This is a genomic window from Brachybacterium halotolerans subsp. kimchii, assembly GCF_020792675.1.
Taxonomy (GTDB): Bacteria; Actinomycetota; Actinomycetes; order Actinomycetales; family Dermabacteraceae; genus Brachybacterium; species Brachybacterium halotolerans.
In genome coordinates this window covers 1,689,958-1,710,937 of sequence record NZ_CP086254.1, presented here as the reverse complement: position 1 = coordinate 1,710,937, position 20,980 = coordinate 1,689,958, and the positions used below count along the sequence as shown (strand labels likewise).

General features: G+C 71.9%; 17 protein-coding genes and 1 tRNA gene. 5 read left to right on the top strand and 13 right to left on the bottom strand.

What is annotated here, in order from left to right:
* Positions 1-11 precede the first annotated feature (11 nt).
* Complete coding sequence (locus Bra3105_RS07875) at positions 12-926, bottom strand: carbohydrate ABC transporter permease (protein ID WP_228359331.1); 915 nt, start codon at positions 924-926, stop codon at positions 12-14.
* A gap of 692 nt (positions 927-1,618) precedes the next feature.
* Between Bra3105_RS07875 and Bra3105_RS07870 the strand changes: the two genes are divergently transcribed.
* Positions 1,619-2,830 carry a pyridoxal phosphate-dependent aminotransferase gene (locus Bra3105_RS07870; protein WP_228359330.1) on the top strand — a complete coding sequence of 404 codons (1,212 nt, stop codon included), beginning with the start codon at positions 1,619-1,621 and terminating at the stop codon, positions 2,828-2,830.
* On the opposite strand, the gene Bra3105_RS07865 is transcribed toward Bra3105_RS07870, so the two are convergent.
* Positions 2,827-3,456 (bottom strand): GNAT family N-acetyltransferase, encoded by a 630-nt coding sequence (locus tag Bra3105_RS07865; RefSeq protein ID WP_228359329.1) that lies wholly within the window; start codon positions 3,454-3,456, stop codon positions 2,827-2,829. The genes Bra3105_RS07870 and Bra3105_RS07865 overlap by 4 nt on opposite strands.
* Entirely contained in the window at positions 3,453-4,049 is a 597-nt protein-coding gene (locus Bra3105_RS07860; protein WP_228359328.1) for a dienelactone hydrolase family protein, read from the bottom strand. Before Bra3105_RS07860 ends, Bra3105_RS07865 begins: the two co-directional genes overlap by 4 nt.
* A gap of 159 nt (positions 4,050-4,208) precedes the next feature.
* Between Bra3105_RS07860 and Bra3105_RS07855 the strand changes: the two genes are divergently transcribed.
* Positions 4,209-5,180, top strand: coding sequence for an SDR family oxidoreductase (locus Bra3105_RS07855; RefSeq protein WP_228359327.1), 972 nt, complete (start codon positions 4,209-4,211; stop codon positions 5,178-5,180).
* Positions 5,181-5,228: 48 nt separating this feature from the next.
* Here the strand turns inward: Bra3105_RS07855 and Bra3105_RS07850 are convergent, their stop codons facing one another.
* On the bottom strand, positions 5,229-5,618 hold the full coding sequence (locus tag Bra3105_RS07850) for a DUF1304 domain-containing protein (protein ID WP_228359326.1): 390 nt from the start codon (positions 5,616-5,618) through the stop codon (positions 5,229-5,231).
* A 159-nt stretch (positions 5,619-5,777) separates the two neighbouring features.
* Here Bra3105_RS07850 and Bra3105_RS07845 point away from each other — a divergent pair, with 159 nt between their 5' ends.
* Both Bra3105_RS07845 and Bra3105_RS07840 read left to right on the top strand, forming a co-directional pair.
* Positions 5,778-6,386, top strand: a complete 609-nt coding sequence (locus Bra3105_RS07845) for a TetR/AcrR family transcriptional regulator (RefSeq protein WP_228359325.1) — start codon at positions 5,778-5,780, stop codon at positions 6,384-6,386.
* Positions 6,387-6,448: 62 nt separating this feature from the next.
* A complete protein-coding gene (locus Bra3105_RS07840) occupies positions 6,449-6,871 on the top strand; it encodes an organic hydroperoxide resistance protein (RefSeq protein ID WP_228359324.1) in 423 nt (140 codons plus the stop codon).
* Positions 6,872-7,002: 131 nt separating this feature from the next.
* On the opposite strand, the gene Bra3105_RS07835 is transcribed toward Bra3105_RS07840, so the two are convergent.
* The 5 genes from Bra3105_RS07835 to Bra3105_RS07815 form a co-directional block, all read right to left on the bottom strand.
* Positions 7,003-7,980, bottom strand: a complete 978-nt coding sequence (locus Bra3105_RS07835) for a zinc-binding dehydrogenase (RefSeq protein ID WP_228359323.1) — start codon at positions 7,978-7,980, stop codon at positions 7,003-7,005.
* 267 nt (positions 7,981-8,247) lie between these two features.
* Positions 8,248-9,735, bottom strand: a complete 1,488-nt coding sequence (locus Bra3105_RS07830) for an FAD-dependent oxidoreductase (protein ID WP_228359322.1) — start codon at positions 9,733-9,735, stop codon at positions 8,248-8,250.
* Positions 9,736-9,977: 242 nt separating this feature from the next.
* The gene (locus tag Bra3105_RS07825; protein ID WP_228359321.1) at positions 9,978-11,261 is read right to left on the bottom strand and encodes a Gfo/Idh/MocA family protein; all 1,284 of its coding nucleotides are present in this window, start codon (positions 11,259-11,261) and stop codon (positions 9,978-9,980) included.
* A gap of 197 nt (positions 11,262-11,458) precedes the next feature.
* Positions 11,459-12,136: an AIM24 family protein gene (locus Bra3105_RS07820; protein WP_228359320.1), complete on the bottom strand. Its 678-nt coding sequence runs from the start codon at positions 12,134-12,136 to the stop codon at positions 11,459-11,461.
* Positions 12,137-12,318: 182 nt separating this feature from the next.
* The gene (locus tag Bra3105_RS07815; RefSeq protein ID WP_228359319.1) at positions 12,319-14,259 is read right to left on the bottom strand and encodes a hypothetical protein; all 1,941 of its coding nucleotides are present in this window, start codon (positions 14,257-14,259) and stop codon (positions 12,319-12,321) included.
* 542 nt (positions 14,260-14,801) lie between these two features.
* Here Bra3105_RS07815 and Bra3105_RS07810 point away from each other — a divergent pair.
* Positions 14,802-16,829: a DUF6020 family protein gene (locus tag Bra3105_RS07810; RefSeq protein WP_228359318.1), complete on the top strand. Its 2,028-nt coding sequence runs from the start codon at positions 14,802-14,804 to the stop codon at positions 16,827-16,829.
* A gap of 116 nt (positions 16,830-16,945) precedes the next feature.
* Here the strand turns inward: Bra3105_RS07810 and Bra3105_RS07805 are convergent, their stop codons facing one another.
* From Bra3105_RS07805 to hemB, 4 genes are all read right to left on the bottom strand, one after another.
* Positions 16,946-17,443 carry a hypothetical protein gene (locus Bra3105_RS07805; protein ID WP_228359317.1) on the bottom strand — a complete coding sequence of 166 codons (498 nt, stop codon included), beginning with the start codon at positions 17,441-17,443 and terminating at the stop codon, positions 16,946-16,948.
* A gap of 515 nt (positions 17,444-17,958) precedes the next feature.
* Positions 17,959-18,032, bottom strand: a tRNA-Met gene (locus tag Bra3105_RS07800).
* A 380-nt stretch (positions 18,033-18,412) separates the two neighbouring features.
* The gene (gene hemL / locus Bra3105_RS07795) at positions 18,413-19,795 is read right to left on the bottom strand and encodes a glutamate-1-semialdehyde 2,1-aminomutase (protein ID WP_228359316.1); all 1,383 of its coding nucleotides are present in this window, start codon (positions 19,793-19,795) and stop codon (positions 18,413-18,415) included.
* Positions 19,796-19,910: 115 nt separating this feature from the next.
* Entirely contained in the window at positions 19,911-20,975 is a 1,065-nt protein-coding gene (hemB, locus tag Bra3105_RS07790) for a porphobilinogen synthase (RefSeq protein ID WP_228359315.1), read from the bottom strand.
* Positions 20,976-20,980 lie beyond the last annotated feature (5 nt).

Sequence of the window (20,980 nt, the reverse complement as noted above, 5' to 3'; positions counted from 1 at the left end):
TGGGCGTCCTCTCAGTCCAGGTCCGACTGGCCGGCGCGGGTCAGGAAGTACTGGGCGAAGGTGATGACCATGAGGATCACCAGCAGCGCCACCGAGAGCGCCGAGGCGTACCCGAACTGGTACTGCCCGAACGCGTTCTCGTAGATGTACATCTGCAGCACCTTCGAGGCGTCCGACGGTCCGCCCTGCGTGGTCACCGACACCGTGTCGAAGACCTGGAAGCTGCCGATGATCGACATGATCAGCACGAGCGCGAGGATCGGCCGCAGCAGCGGCAGGGTGATCCGGCGGAACAGCTGCCACTCGCCGGCGCCCTCGGTGCGCGCCGCCTCGTAGAGCTGCTCGGGGATCGACTGCAGGCCGGCGAAGAGCAGCAGGGCCGTGTACCCCATGTGCCGCCACACGTTGACCAGCGCGATCGTGGGGATCACCCATTTCTCGTTGGCCCAGAAGGAGACCGGGTCGAAGCCGATGCCCTGCAGGATCAGGTTCACGATGCCCAGCTGCGAGTCCAGCAGCCACAGGAACACGATCGCGGCCACCACGTTGGAGACCAGGTACGGGGTGAGCACGAGGGAGCGCAGCCACGTGTTCTGCGTGAGGCGCTGCATGAGGACGGCGATGAGGAGGGCGAGGACCGTCTGCACGCCGATGTTGATGACGACGTACAGCACGGTGACCCGCAGTGACTTCCAGAACACCGGGTCGCTGAGCATGTTCGTGTAGTTCTCGAGGCCCACCCACTTCGGGGGCGTGAGGATCGAGTACTCGGTCAGCGAGTAGTACAGGCCCGTCAGCAGCGGCCAGACCAGGAACACCAGCAGGCCGATGCTCGCCGGCAGGATGAACAGGAGCGCCAGGCGGGTGTCGTCCCGGTGCTTGCGTCGTGCGGGCGGGGGCCCGGTGGTGGATGCGGCAGACATCATCGTCCTCTCGTGGGCTGCGACCGGGCAGGGTCCTCGGCCGACGTCCGGATCCGTGATCCCGCCCGGGGTCGCAAGTGCGGTCCGGGAGCGGTCCGGGAGCTGCCGTGCGGGTGTGGGCTGCTCTCGGTGACCCGCCCGGGGTGGGCTGCCCGGGGCGAGCCGCCCGGAGGTGAGACGCCCGAGGAGGCTGCTCGGACCTTCGTGCGGCGGCCCTCGTGCGGCCGGTGGTTCGGGCCGACGCGCGAACGCAGCGCGACGGCATCGACGGTTCCGGGGAGTCGACCTCGACGCCCGATTACTTACGCGACGAAACTAAATGGCGGGAGCGCCCGCGTCAAGAGGCGACCACGAGCCGCGTCCACGAGCCGCGTCCGCACGCGCAGCCGCGCCCCGGCCGCGAGTGGACCGTGAGTGGTACGAAATCGTTGTCATAGCGCGCCATGGCAACGATTTCGTACCACTCGCGGGTCATCTGGGCGGCGTGAGCCACGCGGGCGGCGCGAGCGAGAGGGGAGAGGCGTGGGCGGCGCGGGCGGAGTGGGCGGGAGGGGAGAGGCGCGCGCGTCGCGCGTCGCGAGACGCAGGTGCTTCGGCCCCGGTCGCCGGGGATACCCTGGCCGCAGCCTCGCGCCCGCGGGGCTGCGGCCGCGCCGTCGGCCGCGAACCGGGCCCCGGGCCCTAGGAGCTGAACGATGATCCTCACCCAGTCCTCCAAGCTGCGCGACGTCTGCTACGAGATCCGCGGGCCGATCCCCGCAGAGGCAGCGCGCATGGAGGCAGAGGGCCACAAGATCATCAAGCTGAACATCGGCAACCCGGCCCCGTTCGGCTTCGAGGCGCCCGACGAGATCCTCGTCGACATGATCCGCACCCTGCCCACCGCGCAGGGCTACTCGGACTCCAAGGGCATCGTCTCCGCACGTCGGGCGGTCGCGCAGTACTACCAGACCAAGGGCATGCCCGGGATGGAGCTTGACGACATCTACCTGGGCAACGGGGTCAGCGAACTGATCCAGATGACCTGCCAGGCGCTCGTGGACGACGGCGACGAGGTGCTCGTGCCCAGCCCCGACTACCCGCTGTGGACCGCGTCGGTCTCGCTCGCGGGCGGGAAGGCCGTGCACTACCGCTGCGACGAGGACCAGAACTGGTGGCCCGACGTCAGCGACCTCGCAGACAAGGTCACCGAGCGCACCAAGGCGATCGTCGTCATCAACCCCAACAACCCCACGGGCTCCGTCTACCCCGAGCACGTGCTGAAGGAGATCGTCGAGGTCGCGCGCAAGCACGGCCTGCTGATCCTGGCCGACGAGATCTACGACAAGATCCTCTACGACGACGCCGTCCACACCCACGTCGCCGCGCTCGCGCCCGACCTGCTCACCATCACCTTCAACGGCCTCTCGAAGGCGTACCGGGTGGCCGGGTTCCGCGCCGGATGGATGGCGCTGTACGGCCCGAAGGACGACGCCGAGAACTTCATCGAGGGCCTCGACGTGCTCTCGAACATGCGGCTGTGCCCGAACGTCCCCGCCCAGCACGTGGTCGCGACCGCGCTCGGCGGCTACCAGTCGATCGACGAGCTGCTGCTGCCCGGCGGGCGTCTGCGCGACCAGCGCGATGTGGCCTACGAGGGGCTCAGCGAGATCCCCGGCGTCTCGGTGGTCAAGGCGCAGGGCGCGCTCTACATGTTCCCGCGCATCGACACCGAGATGTATCGCATCGACAGCGACGAGCAGTTCGCCATGGACCTGCTGCGCTCCAAGAAGCTGCTGGTCACGCAGGGCACGGGCTTCAACTATCCGACCTCGGACCACTTCCGCCTGGTGACACTGCCGGACGTGGGTCTGCTCGCCGACGCGGTCGACCGCATCGCCGACCACCTGGCCTCGATCCGGCGCTAGTTCTGGCCTGCGGGTGACGGCGCCGGAGTGACGGTGCACGTCAGGATCCAGGCGTGCTTGCCGACCTGGCGGGCCCTCGCGAAGCCGAGGTCTTCGAGGAGCTCCGCGGTCGCGGTGAACAGGAAGCGGCCCTGCGCGGAGCGGCCGACGGTCGTCTCGCTGATCGCCTCGACGGAGCCGCCACCCGCGGACGCCACGAGATCGAGTGCGCCCTCGACCGCGAACCGCGCGAGCCCCTGCCCGCGATGCTTCGGGTCGACGTAGACGCAGGCCAGACGCCAGTCTGGGAGGGGTGGCGGCTCTTTGTCGTAGGCCCGCTTGTGCTTGATGCCGTCGAGCTCCTCGGGCGATCCGTACTGCGCCCACGCCTGGCAGAGGCCGTCGGCATCCAGCACCAGGGCGGCGTGGGCGGCGTCGGTCATCACGCGCTCGCGCTTGGTGGCGCGGTGGTCGATGCGCTGCCCGCACTCCGGGTGGTAGCCGATGCACCAGCAGCCGCCGAAGATCCCGCGACTGCGCTCGACGAGCTCGGCGAACGGGTCCCAGGTCGATGGGCCGAGCGGGACGATCGTGCAGCCCGGCGGCGGCCAGGTCTCGCGCGTGCGGTCGACGCTCGGCGTGCTCACCGCTCCGCGTCCGCGGAGGCGATCCGCTCGAGCGCCGCGAGCGCATCCGCGGTCACCGCGCGGGTGGTCTCGGCGTTGAAGTCGGAGGTCGCCGGCTCGGTGAAGAGGTGCCCGTCGCCGGGGTAGAGGTGGATCCGCAGGTTCTGATGCTCGCGCTGCCAGGCCTCGGCGGCCTCGAGATCGCCGTCGCCCACGAAGAACGGGTCGTGGTCCATCGCGAACACGTCCACCGGCACGTCATCGGGCCAGCTGCCGCGCAGGAACGACGGGTCGACGAAGGAGTGGAACAGCAGGCACGCGGACGCGCCCGGGCGAGTCTGCAGCAGATGCTGGGCGGGGACGGCGCCGAGCGAGAGCGCGGCGAGCACGACCCCCGCCGGCAACTGCGCGCAGGCGCGCTCCGCGCGGTCCAGCAGCTCGTCGTCCCCGATCTCGCCGACGTAGGAGAGGCCTGCGGGGAGGTCCTCGAAGGTGCGGCCCTCGAAGAGGTCGGGCGTCGTGACCTCGTGGCCGCCCTCGCGCAGCGCCGACGCGACGGCCTCGACGCCCGGCGTCAGACCCAGGACATGGTGGAAAAGGACGATCCGTGACATGTCCGGAAGGCTAGCGGCGACCGCGGACGGTTCATGTCCGCGAAGCGCAGCGATGCTGGTCCCGTCGGCCCGTCGGCCCGTCGGCCCGTCGGCCCGTCGGCCTTTCACGCGCCGACCCGCCGGGCATACGGTGGAGGGTTATCGACGGAAGGAGCCGATATGTCCGAGACGGACACGAACAGCAGCCCCGGGACGTCTGCGGAGGGTGCCGCGGAGGGGAGCGTGCGCAGCCCCGTCGCCGCGCGCGCCCGCGAACTCGGCACGAAGGACGGAGAGCCCTCGTTCCCCGCCCAGGACCAGGATCCTCCCGGGCTCACCGATGCCATGGATCCCGTGCCGGACCACGGCGAGCAGTCCTACGTCGGCCACGACCGGCTCGAGGCGCTGGTCGCGCTGATCACCGGGGGAGACTCCGGCATCGGCCGCGCGGTCGCGATCGCCTTCGCGCGCGAAGGGGCCGACGTCGCCCTCTCCTACATGGACGCCGAGCAGGAGGACGCGGAGGAGACCGCCCGCTGGGTCCAGGACGCGGGCCGACGGGCCCTGCTGCTGCCCGGTGACATCCGCGAGGAGGCCCACGCCCGTTCCCTGGTCACCCGCACGGTCGAGGAACTCGGACGGCTCGACGTGCTCGTGAACAACGCCGCGTTCCAGTGGGGCCGGGCCCAGCCGCGCGGCATCGAGGGCATCGACTCCGAGCGTCTGCACCGCACGCTGGCCACGAACCTCGAGTCGATGTTCTGGATCACCCAGGAGGCCGTGCCGCACCTGCGGGAGGGCTCCTCGATCATCAACACCACGTCGATCCAGTCCTACGACCCCTCCGTGCCGCTCATGGACTACGCCGCGACGAAGTCCGCGATCAACAACCTCACCGTGAATCTCGCCGCCGACCTGGGCGGGAAGGGCATCCGCGTGAACGCCGTGGCCCCGGGGCCGATCTGGACCCCGCTCAACGTCGCCACCCGCGCGAGCGAGGACTACACGGCCTTCGGCGGCAACACGCCGCTGGGCCGCGCGGGCCAGCCCGCCGAGTGCGCGGGGGCGTACGTGTTCCTCGCGAGCCCGGCCGAGGCCTCGTACGTCTCGGGCACGGTGCTCGGCGTGACCGGGGGTCGGCCGGTCTTCTGAGGTGCTGCGCCGGCCCGCGCTATGCAGCGCGGGCCGGCAGCCCCGTCCTCAGATCGCGAGCGCGAGCACCAGGACGATGACCGCGAGCAGCGGCAGCGTCCCCTGCCGCACGGCCGCGATGCGGTGCGCGGGGGAGGCGAGGCCCAGCACGAGCGCGGCGCCGAGCATGGATCCGGTGCCCGCGAGTGCGAGCGCGGGGCCGACGGCGTGAGCGCCCAGCGCGGTCAGCAGCACGCCGAGCAGCGCGAGGATCCCCAGGAACAGGTTGTAGAAGCCCTGGTTGAACGCGAGCAGGCGCGTCGCCGCGATCTCCTGCTCGGTCTGCTCGCCGAAGACGCCCTGGGCGCGATCGCTGCCCCAGGCCAGCGACTCGAGCCAGAAGATGAACACGTGCAGCAGCGCTGCGAGCACGGCGAGGACGAGACCGACGACGAGCATGGGGACCTCCGGTGGGGAGCGGGGAGCGGGGAGTGACCAGGGGGACTTTTCTGTAACGCTCGCTCCACTATAGACTGATGCTCGCTTCGCCGGAAGGGCGGATGCCGCACGGCGCGGTCGACCGCTGCCGCCGAGGCCGAACGGGAAGGGAGAACGACGATGGGACGCACCGCCACCTTCGAGACCGTCGAGGTCGTGCGCGCCGCGCGCTCGCTCTTCTGGCGCGAGGGCTATGAGAGCGCCTCGATGAGTGCGATCCAGCAGGCGACGGGGCTGAACGCCTCGAGCATCTACCACGCGTTCGGCTCCAAGCGCGGGCTCTTCGAGGCGGCCATCGCGAACTACCTCGACGAGGTGGTCCGCCCGGGCCTCGCCCCGCTCCTCGTCGATCGTCCCAGCCCGCAGGCGCTCGCCGACTACCTCGGCTCCGCCGCCCGACTGCTGGGCGAGGGCATCGGGGATGACGGGGAGGGGGAGCAGTCATCCCTGCCCGACGGCTGTCTGCTCGTGAACTCCGCCTGCGCGGGCATCGGTCGCGAGGAGGCCGTGCGCGACGTCATCGCCTCCTACCGGGCCGAGCTCGTGCGCGCCTTCGGCGCCGGAGTCGCGGCCCGCTTCCCCGAGGCCTCCGCCGCGGAGCGCGAGCGCCTCACCGAGACCAGCGTCTCCGCGCTCATCGCGGCCCTGGTCATGAGCCGCATCGACCGGAGCGCCGCGCGCAGCTCCCTCGAAGCGGCCCGCACACCCCTGCTCGCGCCGGCCGGCTGAGCCCCGCGCTCGTCGGCCCGACCCCGCAGGCCCACCGCAGCACCCGACGGAAGGAATCCACCATGAAGCCCCTCTACTCCACCGAGGCGCTCGCCACCGGCGCCGGCCGCGACGGGCACGTCGAGGTCTCCGGATCGGACCTCGCCTTCGACATGGCCGTCCCGACGGCCATGGGCGGCTCCGGGAAGGGCGCGAACCCCGAGCAGCTCTTCGCCGCCGGCTACGCCGCCTGCTACCACTCGGCGCTGCAGGCCGTGGCCCGCCAGAAGAAGGTCTCGATCGAGGGCTCGAGCGTCGGCGCTCGCGTGAGCATCGGCAGCAACGACGAGGGCGGCTTCGCCCTCGCCGTCGACCTCGAGGTCGTCATCCCCGAGCTCGACCACGACGCCGCGCAGTCCCTCGCCGACGCCGCGCACCAGGTGTGCCCGTACTCCAACGCGACCCGCGGGAACATCCCCGTGAACGTCACCGTCGCCGACGACTGATCATCAGCGACGACTGATCGGCGGCGACGACCGACCGACGCCGCATCATCGAAGAGTCCGCCGGGAGGATCCTCCCGGCGGGCTCTTCCATGCGTGCGGTCGGCTGCAGGGGGCCGACGTGCCTCCCGCGATCAGGGGCGCAGCAGCACCTTGCCGACGCGACCGGCGTCGAAGTTCGCGGCCGACGCCTCGCGCACGTCCTCGAGCGAGTACGTCGCGGCGACCGGCAGGGTCACCGAGCCGTCGAGCAGGCGGGTGATGATCTCGCGGAACAGCTCGGCGCGCTGATCGGTCGGCATGTCCTTGGAGACCTGGGCGCCCCAGAAGCCCTCGATGTGCAGGTCGCGGAAGATCACCGGGCCCGAGGGGATCGACATGACCGGGGCGGCCATCGCCCCGAAGACCACGAGGCGTCCGCCGTCGGCCAGCAGTGAGAGCACCTGGCCCGCGGCCTCCCCGCCCACCGAGTCGATCCCGACGGGGGCGGTGGAATCGCCGATGAGGGCGCGGGCGCGGTCCTCCCAGCCGTCGTCGTCGGTCGCAACGACGCCCGTGATGCCCTGGGCGGCGAGCTCCTCGACCCCGGCGGAGCGGCGCACGAGGCCCACCACGTTGATGCCGCGGGCGCGGGCGAACTGCGCGACCAGGCGGCCGACGGCGCCGTTGGCGGCGTTCTGCACGAGGGTCTGCCCGGGCTCGAGGTCCAGGCGCTCCAGCAGCGAGATCGCGCTGAAGGGCATCGCCGCGAGCTGCGCGGCGACCTCGTCGGGCAGGTTCTCCGGCACCGGGATCAGCGAGGCGGCGGGCGCCGTGAAGCGCTCCGCCCAGACGCCGAGCTGCGAGGTCGCGACCACGCGCTGGCCGGTGACCGGCTGGGTGACGCCCTCGCCGAGCTGCTCGACGACGCCGACGGCCTCGGTGCCGGCGCGCGCGGGCAGCTCCGGCTTCACGCCGTAGGTGCCGCGCACGGTCCACAGGTCATGGTTGTGGATGGGGCTGAGCACCATCCGCACGAGCACCTCGCCGGGACCGGGCGAGGGCTCGGCGACCTCGGTGACGTCGAGGACGTCGGTGGGCTCTCCGAAGGACTGATGGGTGACGGCGCGCATGGCGGACCTCCTGGATCGGCGGGCGGCCACGGCGCGGAGAGCTCCGGTGCGACGACGCGATGCGACGTCCGGGGCTCAGCGAGGGCCACCCTGTAGTGAAATGACCATTCCACTATAGGGCGCTGGGTCGTCCACCGGCTGTCGAGGAGCTGTGAGGTCCGTCAGAGACGACAGCGCGCCTCGGGGTTCCCGGGGCGCGCTGCGTGGGCTGGGGGTCTGGGGTTTGGGGCCCGGCTTCCTCGGCTGCTCCGCCCTCAGGCACCGCCCTCAGGCGTCGGCCGAGGCGCTCTCGTGCGCGCGCTGACCCTCGCGGGCCACGCGCACCATCTCCTCGCGCGGCACCACCTTCACGCGCGGGCGCGGATTGCCCTCGCTGTCCTGGACGGCCGCACCCAGGCCGATCTCGTGCTCCTCGAGGGCGGTCCAGCCTTGCCAGGTCGTGAACTCCACGCCCTTGTCCTCAAGCAGGCGCAGGATCGAGTCGGGGTCGCGGTCCGAGGCGCTGGGGATGCGGCCGGCCTCGAGGTCCTCGAGCAGGCTCGCGACGGTCTCCGCGGCGTCGGACTTCGTGGCGCCGATGAGGCCGACGGGACCGCGCTTGATCCAGCCGTTGGCGAAGAGGCCGGGGATGACCTCGCCGTCGGCCTCGGTGACGCGGCCGGCCTCGTTGTGGATGACGCCGCGGGACTCGTCGTACGGGACGCCGGGCAGCTCGGAGCCGAAGTAGCCGATCGCGCGGTAGACGGCCTGGAGGTCGTAGTCGACGAGCTCGCCGGTGCCCTCCATGGTGCCGTCGGCGTCCAGGCGGGTGCGCTCGAAGCGCATGCCGGCGACGCGGCCGTCCTCGCCGAGCACCTCGATGGGCTTGTGCCAGAAGTGCAGGTGCAGGCGACGCTGCACGGGACCGCCGTGGGCGTCCGTGGGCTCCTCGCCCTTCGCCTCGCGCTCCTGCTGCGCGTGCAGCCAGCCCTCGAACGTCGCAAAGACCTGCTCGCGGCGGCGGTCGGCGCGGATGGCCTCGCGCTCCTCGGGGGTGATCATCGCGAAGTCGGCCGGGTCCATGACGATCTGGACGCCGTGGGGGTGGGCGAGCTCGCGGGTCTCCAGCGGGGTGAACTTCGACTGCGCGGGCCCACGGCGGCCGAACACGTGCACATCGGTGGTGCGCGCCGAGGTCAGGCCCTCGTAGACGTTCTCCGGGATCTCGGTGCGCAGCAGCTCGTCGGCCGACTTCGAGAGCATGCGGGCCGCGTCCAGCGCCACGTTGCCGTTGCCGATCATGGCGACCTGCTGGGCCTCCAGGGGCCAGGTGCGCGGGTAGTCGGGGTTGCCGTCGTACCAGGCCACGAAGTCGGCGGCGCCGTAGGAGCCCTCGAGGTCGATGCCGGGGATGTTCAGCTCGGCGTCCTTGAGGGCGCCGGTCGCGAAGATCACCGCGTCGTAGCGCTCGCGCAGCTCGGCGGCGGTGAGGTCGGTGCCGAACTCGACGTCGCCCAGGAAGCGGATGTCCCCGCGGTCCAGGATGCGGTGCAGGGCGGTGATGATGCCCTTGATGCGCGGGTGGTCGGGGGCGACGCCGTAGCGGATCAGCCCGAAGGGTGTCGGGAGAGCGTCGAAGAGGTCGCACTGGACCTCGAGCTCGCCGGACTTCACCTGCGGGGAGCGCAGCAGCGTCTCGGCGGCGTAGACGCCCGCGGGGCCGGAGCCGATCACGGCGAGTCGCAGGGGCTGGGCGGAAGGCTGGTTCGTGGTCATCGCACCTCGGGTTCCCGGGGCGAGCGCCCGCGGGCGCTGCACGCGTCCGGCGAGAGCGGCGTCGCCGTTGGTCTCGATTTACGCACCAGCCTATACGCGAAAATCACTGACCTGCAGACCCCGGGGGCCCGGAGCAAGCGGGATCACGCTCCGGGCCGCCCCAGGGGACGCGTCGTGCCGACGGGCGGGGGTGACAGGCCGGCCGACGGGCGGGGCCGACGGGCCCGTCGGCCCGGACCCGATCAGACCTCCGCGAGCAGCGCCTGGATGCCGGCCTCGTCGAGAGCGGGCTGGTCGGCGTCGAGATCCTGGACCGGCAGCGGGCAGTCGCCGAGGTCGTGGATCGGGAGGCGGGCGCCGCCCTCGCGCATCGACTGGTGGGCGATGATCCCGGGCAGGGTGTAGCGGGCCGCCTGCCAGGCGTTGACCATCGGCTGCTTCCCGTTCGCGACCGCGCGCGCGAAGTCGTCGACCAGGAAGTGGTGGGCGCCCTCGTGGCCGTTGGGCTTGCCCTGGAACTCCGCGGGCAGGCGCTCCTGGTGGTGGGAGCGGGCTGCGCCGGCGACGAAGGCGTCGCGCAGGGTGGGGGAGACGTCCTTCAGGCGGGGGTCGTCCAGGCTCATGGTCGAGGAGGTGCTGATGAGGTCGGTGACCTCGAGGACCGATTTCTTGTCGTGCCAGTAGGTGACGTCCACGGTCTCCTCGAAGCTGCTGGCCTCGCCGAAGAAGCGGAAGCGGGACTCGCGCTTGTGGCTGGGGTAGCCCACGCGGCGCAGCTCGTTGGTGCGGAAGGCGCCGCCGTTGTCCATCTCGAACAGGGCGAAGGCGTTGGAGACGTCGTTGTCGAACATCGAGACGTCCTTGTCGAAGACGCCGTCGCCGCGGGTGTCGGGCCGGCCGAGCGCCGAGACCGAGACCGCGTGGCGGTCCTCGAGCACGCCCAGGATCCCGCCGATCGAGTGCGTGGGGTAGAGCAGGGGCGGGTAGGAGGCGGTCGACTTCCAGGCGTCGCCGCCGGAGTACTTGTAGGCGTCGTAGAAGCCCAGGTCCATGTCGTGGACGTAGTCGCCCTCGGCGTAGAACACCTCGCCGAAGGCGCCCGAGCGCTCGATCCGCCGGGCCAGCACCACGGCGGCGTTGTACTGGCTGGTCTCGCCCATCATGTAGACCAGGCCGGTCTCCTGCACGAGGCGGGTGATCTCGCGGATCTCCTCCTCCTCGATCGCCATGGGCACTGCCGAGTAGACGTGCTTGCCGGCCTGCAGCGCCTGGATCGCGATCTTCCCGTGCGTCCAGCGCTGGGTGAAGATCGCGACCGCGTCGACGTCGGAGGCCAGCAGCTCCTCGACGCTCGAGAAGCGTCCGGCGAATCGCACCGGGTTCTGGTCGCGCTGCTCGATCGCGTCGATGCGCTCGGGCACCGAGTCCACGGCATAGACCGCGAAGATGTCGGGGTGGGCGCTGAAGAGCTCGGCGAAGTGGGTGCCGAACTGGCCGATGCCCACGATGCCCAGGGTGAACGACATATTTCCTCCTTGAAACAAAGTGTGGGTCACACAGTAGCGCGCACAGTGCGCACGGGGGAAGGAGGAATCGAGGGACGGGAACCGACGGGCCGACGGCCGGCGCTCGGAGGCCGGCCGTCGGCCCCGATCCAGGCTCGGATCCGCGCCCGGATCACAGGCTCGGATCCGCGCCGGGATTCCGGGCCCGGGTCCCGGACTCAGGAACCGGTCGTGACCGGTGCGCCCTCGGAGGGCTGGACCACGACGAAGCCCGGGCCGTGGAAGCCCAGCTGGAAGGACTCGCCGGAGCCGCGGCCGATGAGCGAGCCCATCTTGAAGTCGTTCTTGATCTGCGGGGTGAGGTTCGCCGACCAGCACACCGCCGCCTGCGGGTCCACGTACGTGGGCTGCTGCGAGCAGTCCAGCAGCATGGGCGGGCCGTCGGACGTCACCGCGACCAGGCCCTGGCCCTGCAGGAACAGGTTGAACAGGCCACCGGCCATGAAGCCCGCGCCGCCCGTGCCCCGGATGTCCCACTGGATCGAGGAGTCGAAGGCCAGCAGGTTGCGCGTGTTCAGGGTCAGCGCGTCGCCCTCGAGCTGGATCAGGAAGATCTCGTCGGCCCGACGCGCGAAGAACACCTCGCCCTGGCCGCGCACGCGCATGAGGTTCCCGCCCTCGCCCGTGGTCATCTTCTTCAGCAGCTTCATGCCGCCGCCCGAGCCCTGGTACGAGAAGTCCATCTGCCCCTGGTAGGCGACCATCACGCCCTGCGCGGCGATGATCTCGGGGGACTGCGGCTGCAGAGCGCAGCGCAGCATCTTGGAGGACTGCAGGACCCAGCGCTCCTGGGTCTGCTTCTCCTGGTTCGAGGCGTCGAAGAGTGTGCTGCGCATGAGCGGTGTCCTTGTCTGGCGGGGTCCGGCGAGCGGGTCGTGGGGCCGGTCAGGTCGGGCATTCCGGGAGATCGTCTCACGGTCGCGCAGCCGCGGTCACTGGTCGGGAGAGGGGACGGTCGGGCGATCGGCAGGTCTGGCCGACGGGTCGGCCGGGCCGGCCGGGCCGACGGGCCCGGCCGTCATGTCGCCAGGGCGCCCTCCCGGGCGAGCTGGTCCTGGAGGGAGCCGGGGAGCACCCAGAGCCGGTAGCCGTAGCTCGAACCGCCGGTGACCGGTCGGGCGCCCAGGTCCTTCATCGTCGACCCGTTCTTGCAGGAGATGACGAGCTCGGTCGTGAAGGGCAGGCCCTTCGGCGGATCGGCGATGCTCACGGTGCGCGGCGAGAACCAGAAGCCCGACCAGTTGAGGATCTCGGCCCTGTTCAAGCCGGAGCTCGCACACGAGAGGTCGACGTCCACCGGCAGCGGGCCCGTGTCCCCGCTCGCGGCGTCCGCCCTCTCGAGGCTCGCACCCACCTTGGCCGGCACGCGCCGTTGCTGATCCTGGTTCGCGTTCAGGGACATCGCGGCGGCCCCGACGAGCAGCAGCGCCACGGCAGTGCGCGGGAAGCGCCGCAGCACGAACAGCGCGGCCAGGGCGATCGCCGTCGCCAGCGAAGCCCATATCCAGAAGCGGTTCGCGTTGTCGAGCGTGGGCGTCAGCGGACGATGGAAAGGGTACTCGGGGAACATGCCCTGCCAGCTGTTCACGGCCGCCGTGTTCGTCCCCAGCCCGTACCACATGGGCACGTGCGGGGCGACCTTCAGCACCACGGCCGCGGCCCCCAGCACGAACACCACCAGGGCGATGCCGATCATCGGGGCGCTCACCCGGCGCAGCAGCGCGGCCGCGGCCACCATCACGACCAGGGCCGCGACCTGATCGATGTAGCGCGAATAGAGCCAGGCCTCGAGGCCGTGGAAGCTCTTCCCCCACAGCGCCTCGGGCTGGTACCACCACACCACGCTCATGGCGACAGTGCTCACGGTGAGGCCGAACAGGAACGCCCCCGGTCCCAGACGCACGGTGCGCAGCTCCCGCAGCGTCCACACCACGATCACGACGAACCCCAGGGCGAACAGTCCGGCGGTGCCCACGACCTGCGCCCAGCTCTGGCCCGCCAGGAGCTTCGCGAGCGCCTCGGGCTGGGCATGGAGGATCGCCTGCATGGCCAGGTCCGTCTTGCTGCTGCCGGTCAGCAGCATGCGGTGGTTGATGGCCGAGGCGATCCGGTCCACGATCCACCAGGACGCGACCAGCGCGAGCACGCCCACGAGCGCCTTCGCGACGCTGCGGCGAGTGAAGAAGAGCAGCCACACCACGGCCGTGAGCACGAGCGCGAGAGCGCGCGTGTGCGTGAGGTAGGCGGCGGCGATCGCGCCGACGAAGAGCGCCAGGCGCCACCACGTCGGCCGCTTCCAGAGCACGAGCATGCCCAGCGCCGCCCAGGCGTAGCAGAACATGAGCAGCGGCTCGCTCATCGCGTAGTCCGCGGGCTCGATCCGTCCGGGCATGCACATGGCCAAACCCGCGACCGCGATCGCCTGCGGCGTGCTCATCCCCAGGTGGCGGCCCGCGAGGGCCAGCGGGAGGATCGTCGCGACGCCGATGACGTTGGCCAGGATGATCGCCGCGCGGTACACCGTCGCCGGGTCGTGCGTGAACCACCAGATGGGCGTCATCAGGATCGCCCACCCCGGGTAGTAGCCGCTCCCGGAGAGCTTGGGGACGTCGTGGTCGCCGGAGAGCATCCGCGCGATCTGCAGAGGATGGATCTCGTCCCATGGGGTGCGCGGCGCCACGGCGCTCTGCGCGACCACCACGTGCAGGACGATGCAGAGCACGACGGCGGCCCCCGCGAGCGCCCACCACAAGCGGGAGGACCCGGCGGCCGAGCCCGACCTGACGTCGGCCCCGGTCCCGGTCCCAGCCGTGGTCCTGGCCTCAGCGCCGGCCCGCCCCTCAGTGCCGTCCTCCGCCTTCGTGCCGGCCGCGCGCTCGGCTCCGGTCTCGCGCGAGCGTCGCAGCGCGGTGGGAGGGAGCGCGATCTCCGCGCAGCGCGCGGCAGCGGGTGATGACACGGTGGCGATCCTCCGGCGACGGGGAACAGAGGGCAGGTGCGGCTGCACGGAAGGAGCAGAGGCTCCGGCGCGGTGCGGATGGGCGGGCCCGTGAGGCACGGGACCCTGCCCCGACCCGGCTCGCGATCCCCCACGAGGCCGGGTGCGGCGTCCCTGCGCGGGACGCCGTGCCACCACCGGGCCGGCCATCCGCGACCCGCCGTCGTGAGGATAGCCCCGGCGGCGTCGGCGTCCTGGGAGCGATCGCGCCGTCCCCGCGCGACGCACCAGGACAGCGACCCGGAGCGCGGGAAGCTTCACACGGAGTTCATCGGACCGACGCCCGACGTTGACCGACGAGCGGACGGGATGCGACGTGGGGCACGGAGCGGCCCCGCAGGAGTGGGGCAGAAGCGGCGCAGTGGCCGCGCAGAAGTGGCGCAGAACGGGACAAGTGGGGCGCGGTCGGCGCGACTTCCGCGGGACGACGGCCGTGTCCTCCCCGCTCGTGGCCTGCGTTCCTGGACAATGGTCCGCAGGCACGGACGAGGGGAGTGGCCGAAGTGGAGCGCGCACTGCGAGGTGTCCAGAAGTTCGGCGCCGTCGCCGTCCCGATCCTGGTGGTCTGCGCCCTCACGCTGTGCGCGACGATGGGCTGGATCGCGCGCCATCCCTTCGACGACCAGGGCGAGCACCTGCTGTTCCTGAGCGCCTTCGACGCCCACACGAAGCTCGTCGTGGGCCTGCTGATCTACACCGCGGTCATGTACGCCGCCCTGCTCACCGTCGTCGGCGGCCTGCTGCGCTTCACGCTCGCCCGGGCCGAGGAGCGCGCCGGCGAGCTGGCCGCAGGGACCTCCCGGCGACGGCCCTCCCGGATCGCACGGGCCGCGCGCTGGCTGCTGGGCAGCTGGTGGCGCCTCGCTCTGCTGCTGCTCGTGATCTGGTCGCCCATCCTGCTGGGCGAGGTGCTCGGCGGGGGCGGGGCCTGGGCGGACGCCGACCTCCAGGGCGGATCGCTGCGCGGCGAGGGCATGTCCGGCCACCGCAGTCCGCTCGTCATCATCGCCTTCGAGTGCGTGCTCGCGATCGGCCGACTCCTCACCGGCGGCATCGGGGCGGGCCTCGGCGTCCTGGTCCTGGTCCAGCTGGCCCTCGTGCTCGCGGCCCTCGGCCGCGCGGCGGCGCTGCTCGGGCGCTGGGTGCGCAGCGACGGCCTGTGCGCCCTCGCGCTCGCGGTGCTCGTGATCGGCGGCGTCCCGATCGCGCTCTGGTCCCTGTCGCTCTCACCCGCCGCGCTCGGCGCGGCCTCCCTGTGCTGGTTCCTCGCGCTCGTCATCGACCACGTCCACTCGCGCGAGCCGATCCACGGCGGACGCGTGCTCGAATGGGCACTCGCCGCCCTGCTGCTGCTCAGCTGCTCCGCGCTTGCGGTGCCCCTGGTGATCGTGCTGCTGGTGATGACGGTGATCATGCGCCGCGGCCGGGAGGCATGGCGGGTGGCGCTGGTCGCTCTCGTCGTGCCGCTGCTCGTGGTCCTCGTGGGCACGCGCCTGGGCGCCTCCCAGGGGATGCTGGGCACGGAGGACCCGGTCGCCCAGCACGGGCTGCAGGCGCAGAGCATCGCCCTCGCCCTGCGCGAGGACCCCGATGCGCTGTCCGCGGAGGACGCCGACGCGCTCGCGAAGATCTTCGACGTCGAAGCCCTGCGCGACCGCTACTCGCCCGGAGCGCCCGCGAGACTGCTCGAGGCGGAGAACGACGATGTCAGCGCGGCCCAGGCGGAGCGGCTCCCGGACATCTGGTGGCACCTCGCCCAGAACCATCCCGGACTCGCGGCCGACGGCATCCTGCTGGAGGTCTCCAGCACCTTCGACCCCTTCGCCCACGGCCGCCAGAACCTCCCGGGCACCGCGGACGACGGTGCGCCCGGCGCGGTCGCCTCGGTCCTCGACGGGACCCCCGGCCTGCGACTGCTCGTCGAGTCGCCCCTGCGCGTCGTGGCCGTGCTGCTGGTGGGCGTCATCGCCGTCGCCCTGCGCCGCCCCGGCGTCTGGTTCTGGGCGGTGCCGATCGGCATCCTGACCGGGGCGCTCGCCCTCATGCCGGCCGACGCCTCCGGCGGCGCCGCACTCGTGATCGGCTGCTTCCTCCCCTTCGCCCTGCTCGCGCTGTCGGCGAGCAGAGAGCTCGTCGAGGTCGGCTCGCCCGACGGCGCGGTCCGCAGGATCCGCCGCGTCACCCGCCGCCGCAGCACGCCGGGTGCGGGTGCGGGTGCGGGTGCGGGTGCGGGCGCGCGCGGCGGTCGCCGGGCCGACGGTGGGGTCGGTGCTGGCGACAGAGGTGCGGACAGCAGGGTCGACAGCGATGCTGACTACGGAGCTAGCCCGGCTGACGGGGTGCCGGGCGGCGTGGCCGACGACCTCAGCTGGATCGGCGTGACCAGTTCACCGCGCGATGGCGGACCCCAGGGTCGGCACCAGCGCTCCGCCGAGGCCGAGAAGGAGGGCCGCTACGGACCGGTGCGCAGCCTGCCCCAGCGTCCGCTCGCGCCGCCGAAGGGCCTCCACCGCAAGCCCCCGCGGCGCTGACTCCGGGGCGCTGAGTCCGCACGGCATTGCGCCCGTCGCGGTGAGTCCGCATCGCTGAGCTCGTGGCGGTGGCCCCGAGGCGGTGCCTCGAGGCGCTGCGCGGATCCCGTGGAGACTCAGCCTCGCCGCGAACGACGCTGCCACCAGCGGCGGCGCGACGTCGGTCCGTGATCCGGCGCGCTCGGAGCATCCGCTGTGTCCGCTGTGTCGGCTGAGTCAGCCGAGTTCCCTGAGTCCGCCGACTCCGCCGCGCTCTCGTCGTGCGCCCCTTCGACGTCCGCTTTCTCGTTCTCCGATGAGGTCGTCGGTGCGTCCTCCGTCGGGTGTGCGGCTCCGTCCTCGTCGTCCTCGATCCAGACGTCGGTCCAGCCGATGTCGGACTCGTCGTGCGGACGGAAGGGACGGCGCTCGCCGATCTCCTCGGTGACGTCCTCGAGGTGGATCTCCCGGGGCGGCCGCACCTCCTCGCCGCGATGCGGCACCGGGCACGTCCAGAAGTACGGACAGCCGGGGCATCCGGCGAGCTCGGCGTCCGGCGCGACCTCCCGCTGGACCTGCACCTGGTCCTGCGCCTGCAGGATCCGCTGGCGAGTGTCGTACGGGTTGATGTCCACCGGTGCAGATTACGCGTCCCGGCTCCGCGTGCGGTGGTGACGGCACCGACGCGCGGCGATGGTCACGCGAGGGCCGCCGAGCGCGTGCATGGCAGATCAGCCGACGTCGACGGGAAGTGGGCATCCCAGAACGACGGCACGGGACGCGGCAGCACGTGATGCCCCCCCGAACCTCGCTGAGGCCCCGGTGTTGACCCGAACAGTGCTTGGGAACCGGAGCTGGCTCGAACAGTGCTGCGCAATTGTCGTTATGGGCGCTCAGAACGACGACTACGTAGCACTCAACGGTCCGGCCAGCCCGAAATCGGCCCGAAGGGTGCTGCGGACCGGGTGCCGGCTCGAACAGTGCTGCGTACCGGTCGTTATGGGCGCTCAGAACGACCATTAAGTAGCACTCAACGCTTTTCCTTGTGGCCCCACGGCCCCACGGCCCCAGCGTGCGAACCGACGCCGGGCGGGGACTGGGCCGGGTGAGCGGGCGCCGTGCATCCGGGCGCGGAGCACCCGGGCGGCGGACACTCCGGCAGGATTCGAACCTGCGACACGCTCCTTATGGGGGAGCTGCTCTACCGGGCTGAGCTACGGAGCGGGACGGCCTGCACGCCGAGAACTCGTGTCGAGGTCGACGAGGGATCCCGGCGAGGCGACCGACGCGCGGGATCGACGTCGGCGGCCCTGCGCGCCATCCCCGAGGACGACGCGCATCCATGGTGCGCAGGGAGCCCCGTGCCGTGCCACCCATGGGACACACGGCGACGCACAGCGAGACCAGCGCCCAACTTGGACTCGAACTCGAACCCGGACTCGAACGCGAACCCGAACCCGAGTCCGGTCCCCGCCCCGAGCGACCTGGCGCGCTCGCTCAGCCCAGCCTGCTCAGCCCAGCGCGCTCGCTCAACCCAGCCCGGCGCGCCCAGCCTGCTCAGCCCGGCCCGCTCAGCCCAGCCCAGCCCGCTCAACCCCGCTCCCTCAACCCTGCGCTGCCGCGCGCGCCGCGGCCGGGAGGGCCCGGGCGATGCCGTCGACGATCTGCTCGTCGTGCGCGGTGGAGACGAACCAGGCCTCGAAGGCCGACGGCGGCAGGTAGACGCCGCCCTCGAGGAGGGCGTGGAAGAAGCGGCCGAACGCGGCCGTGTCCTGGTCCTTCGCGTCGTCGTAGGTGGTCACGGGCTGCTCGCGGAAGAACACCGAGAACAGGGTGCCGGCGGTCTGGATGACGTGGGGGACGCCCGCGGTGGTGAGGGCGTCGGCCACGAGAGACTGCAGGGTCGAGGAGGTGCGCGCGAGCTGCGCGTACGCGGCGTCGTCGAGCCCGGCGAAGGTCGCGAGGCCCGCGGCCGTGGCGAGCGGGTTCCCCGAGAGCGTGCCCGCCTGGTAGACGGGGCCGAGCGGCGCGAGAAGGTCCATCAGATCTGCGCGGCCGCCGAAGGCCCCCACGGGGAGGCCGCCGCCGATGACCTTGCCGAAGGTCATGAGGTCGGGAGCCCAGTCCGAGCCGCCGGCCGGAGCGGATCCGGCCCCGTCGGCCGTGCCCGCCCCGCCGGCCGTCGAGGACCCCGCCCCACCTACCGTCGGCCCGTCGATGCCGTAGTAGCCCTCGGCGCTCGCGCGGAAGCCGGTGAGCACCTCGTCGGTGATCAGCAGCGCGCCGGCGGCGTGGGCGGTCTCGGCGAGGAAGGCGTTGAAGTGCTCCGGCGGGGTCACCACGCCCATGTTCGCGGGCGCGGCCTCGGTGATGATCGCGGCGATCTCGCCGCCGCGCTCGGCGAACAGGGAGGTCACGGCGTCGCGGTCGCCGTAGGGCAGCACGATCGTGTCGCGGGCGGTGCCCTCCGTGACGCCCGCGGAGCCGGGCATCGCGAAGGTCGCGACGCCGCTGCCGGCCTCGGCGAGGAGGGCGTCGACGTGCCCGTGGTAGCAGCCGGCGAACTTCACGACGACGTCGCGGCCGGTCGCGGCGCGGGCCACGCGCAGGGAGCTCATGGTGGCCTCGGTGCCGGAGTTGACCAGGCGCACCTTCTGCAGCGGGCGCACGCGCCGCACGAGCTCCTCGACGAGGCTGACCTCGCCGGTCTGCGGGGCGCCGAAGGAAAGCCCGCGGCCGGCGGCCTCGCGCACGGCGTCGACGACGCGCGGGTTCGCGTGGCCCAGGATCATCGGCCCCCAGGAGCCCACGAGGTCCACGTACTCGTGGCCGTCGGCGTCGGTGAGAAGCGCGCCGGAGGCTGAGGCGATGAACGGCGGGGTGCCGCCCACGGAGCCGAAGGCCCGCACGGGCGAGTTCACGCCGGCGGGGATCACCTGCTTGGCGCGGTCGAACAGGGACTCGGAGGTCGACTCGTCGAGGGTCATGGGGCTGTCTCCTTCGGGGAGTGCGGACGGGTGGGAGTGCGGGCAGCGCCGGGACGTCGAGCGGTGCTCGAGCCAGTGCTCGAGCCAGTGCCAGAGCCGGCGGTCGAGCGGGATCTCAGACGAACGGGCGCAGGTGGGCGGGCAGGCCGTCGTGGATCCAGCCGGCGACCTCGGACGCCCAGTAGGTGAGGATCGTCGAGGCGCCGGCGCGCTTGAAGCCGAGCAGCGATTCCATGATGGCGCGGTCGCGGTCGATCCAGCCGTTCGCGCTCGCGGCCTCGATCATCGCGTACTCCCCGCTGATCTGGTAGCTGCCCACGGGCACGGGGGAGGACTCGGCGATGTCGCGCAGCACGTCGAGGTAGGGCATGCCGGGCTTGACCATCACCAGGTCCGCGCCCTCGTCGACGTCGAGCTCGACCTCGAGGCGGGCCTCGCCGCCGTTGGCGGGATCCTGCTGGTAGGTGCGGCGATCGCCCTCGAGCGAGGAGTCGACGGCCTCACGGAAGGGGCCGTAGAACGCGGAGGAGTACTTCGCGCTGTAGGCGAAGATCGAGACGTCCTCGAAGCCGCCCTCGTCCAGGGCGTCGCGGATCGCGGCGATCTGGCCGTCCATCATTCCCGAGGGGCCGATCATGTGGACGCCCGCGCGGGCCTGCGCCAGGGCGATCTCGCGGTAGCGCACCAGGGTGGCGTCGTTGTCGACGTGGCCGCGGGAGTCCAGGATGCCGCAGTGCCCGTGGTCGGTGAACTCGTCCAGGCACAGGTCGGCCATGATCACGAGGTCCTCGCCGATCTCCGCGGCGAGGCGCGCGATTGCCCGGTTCACGAAGGAGTCGGGATCGCTCGCGGCGGAGCCCACCGCGTCCTTCGTCGCGGGGACGCCGAACAGGATGATCCCGCCGACGCCCCGGTCGGCGGCCTCGCGGGCGGCCTCGAGCAGGGAGTCCTCGGTGTGCTGGACGACGCCGGGCATCGAGGTGATCGGCACGGGCGCGTCGATCCCCTCGCGCACGAACATCGGCAGGACCAGGTCCGACGGCCGCAGCGTGGTCTCGCGCACCAGGGAGCGCATGGCCTCGGTGGTGCGCAGGCGGCGGGGTCGACGGGCGGGCGAGAGGTGGGCGGGGAGCTGCGCGCGGTAGTCGGCGACGCGCTGATCGGGGTCGATGGAGGTCATCGGGG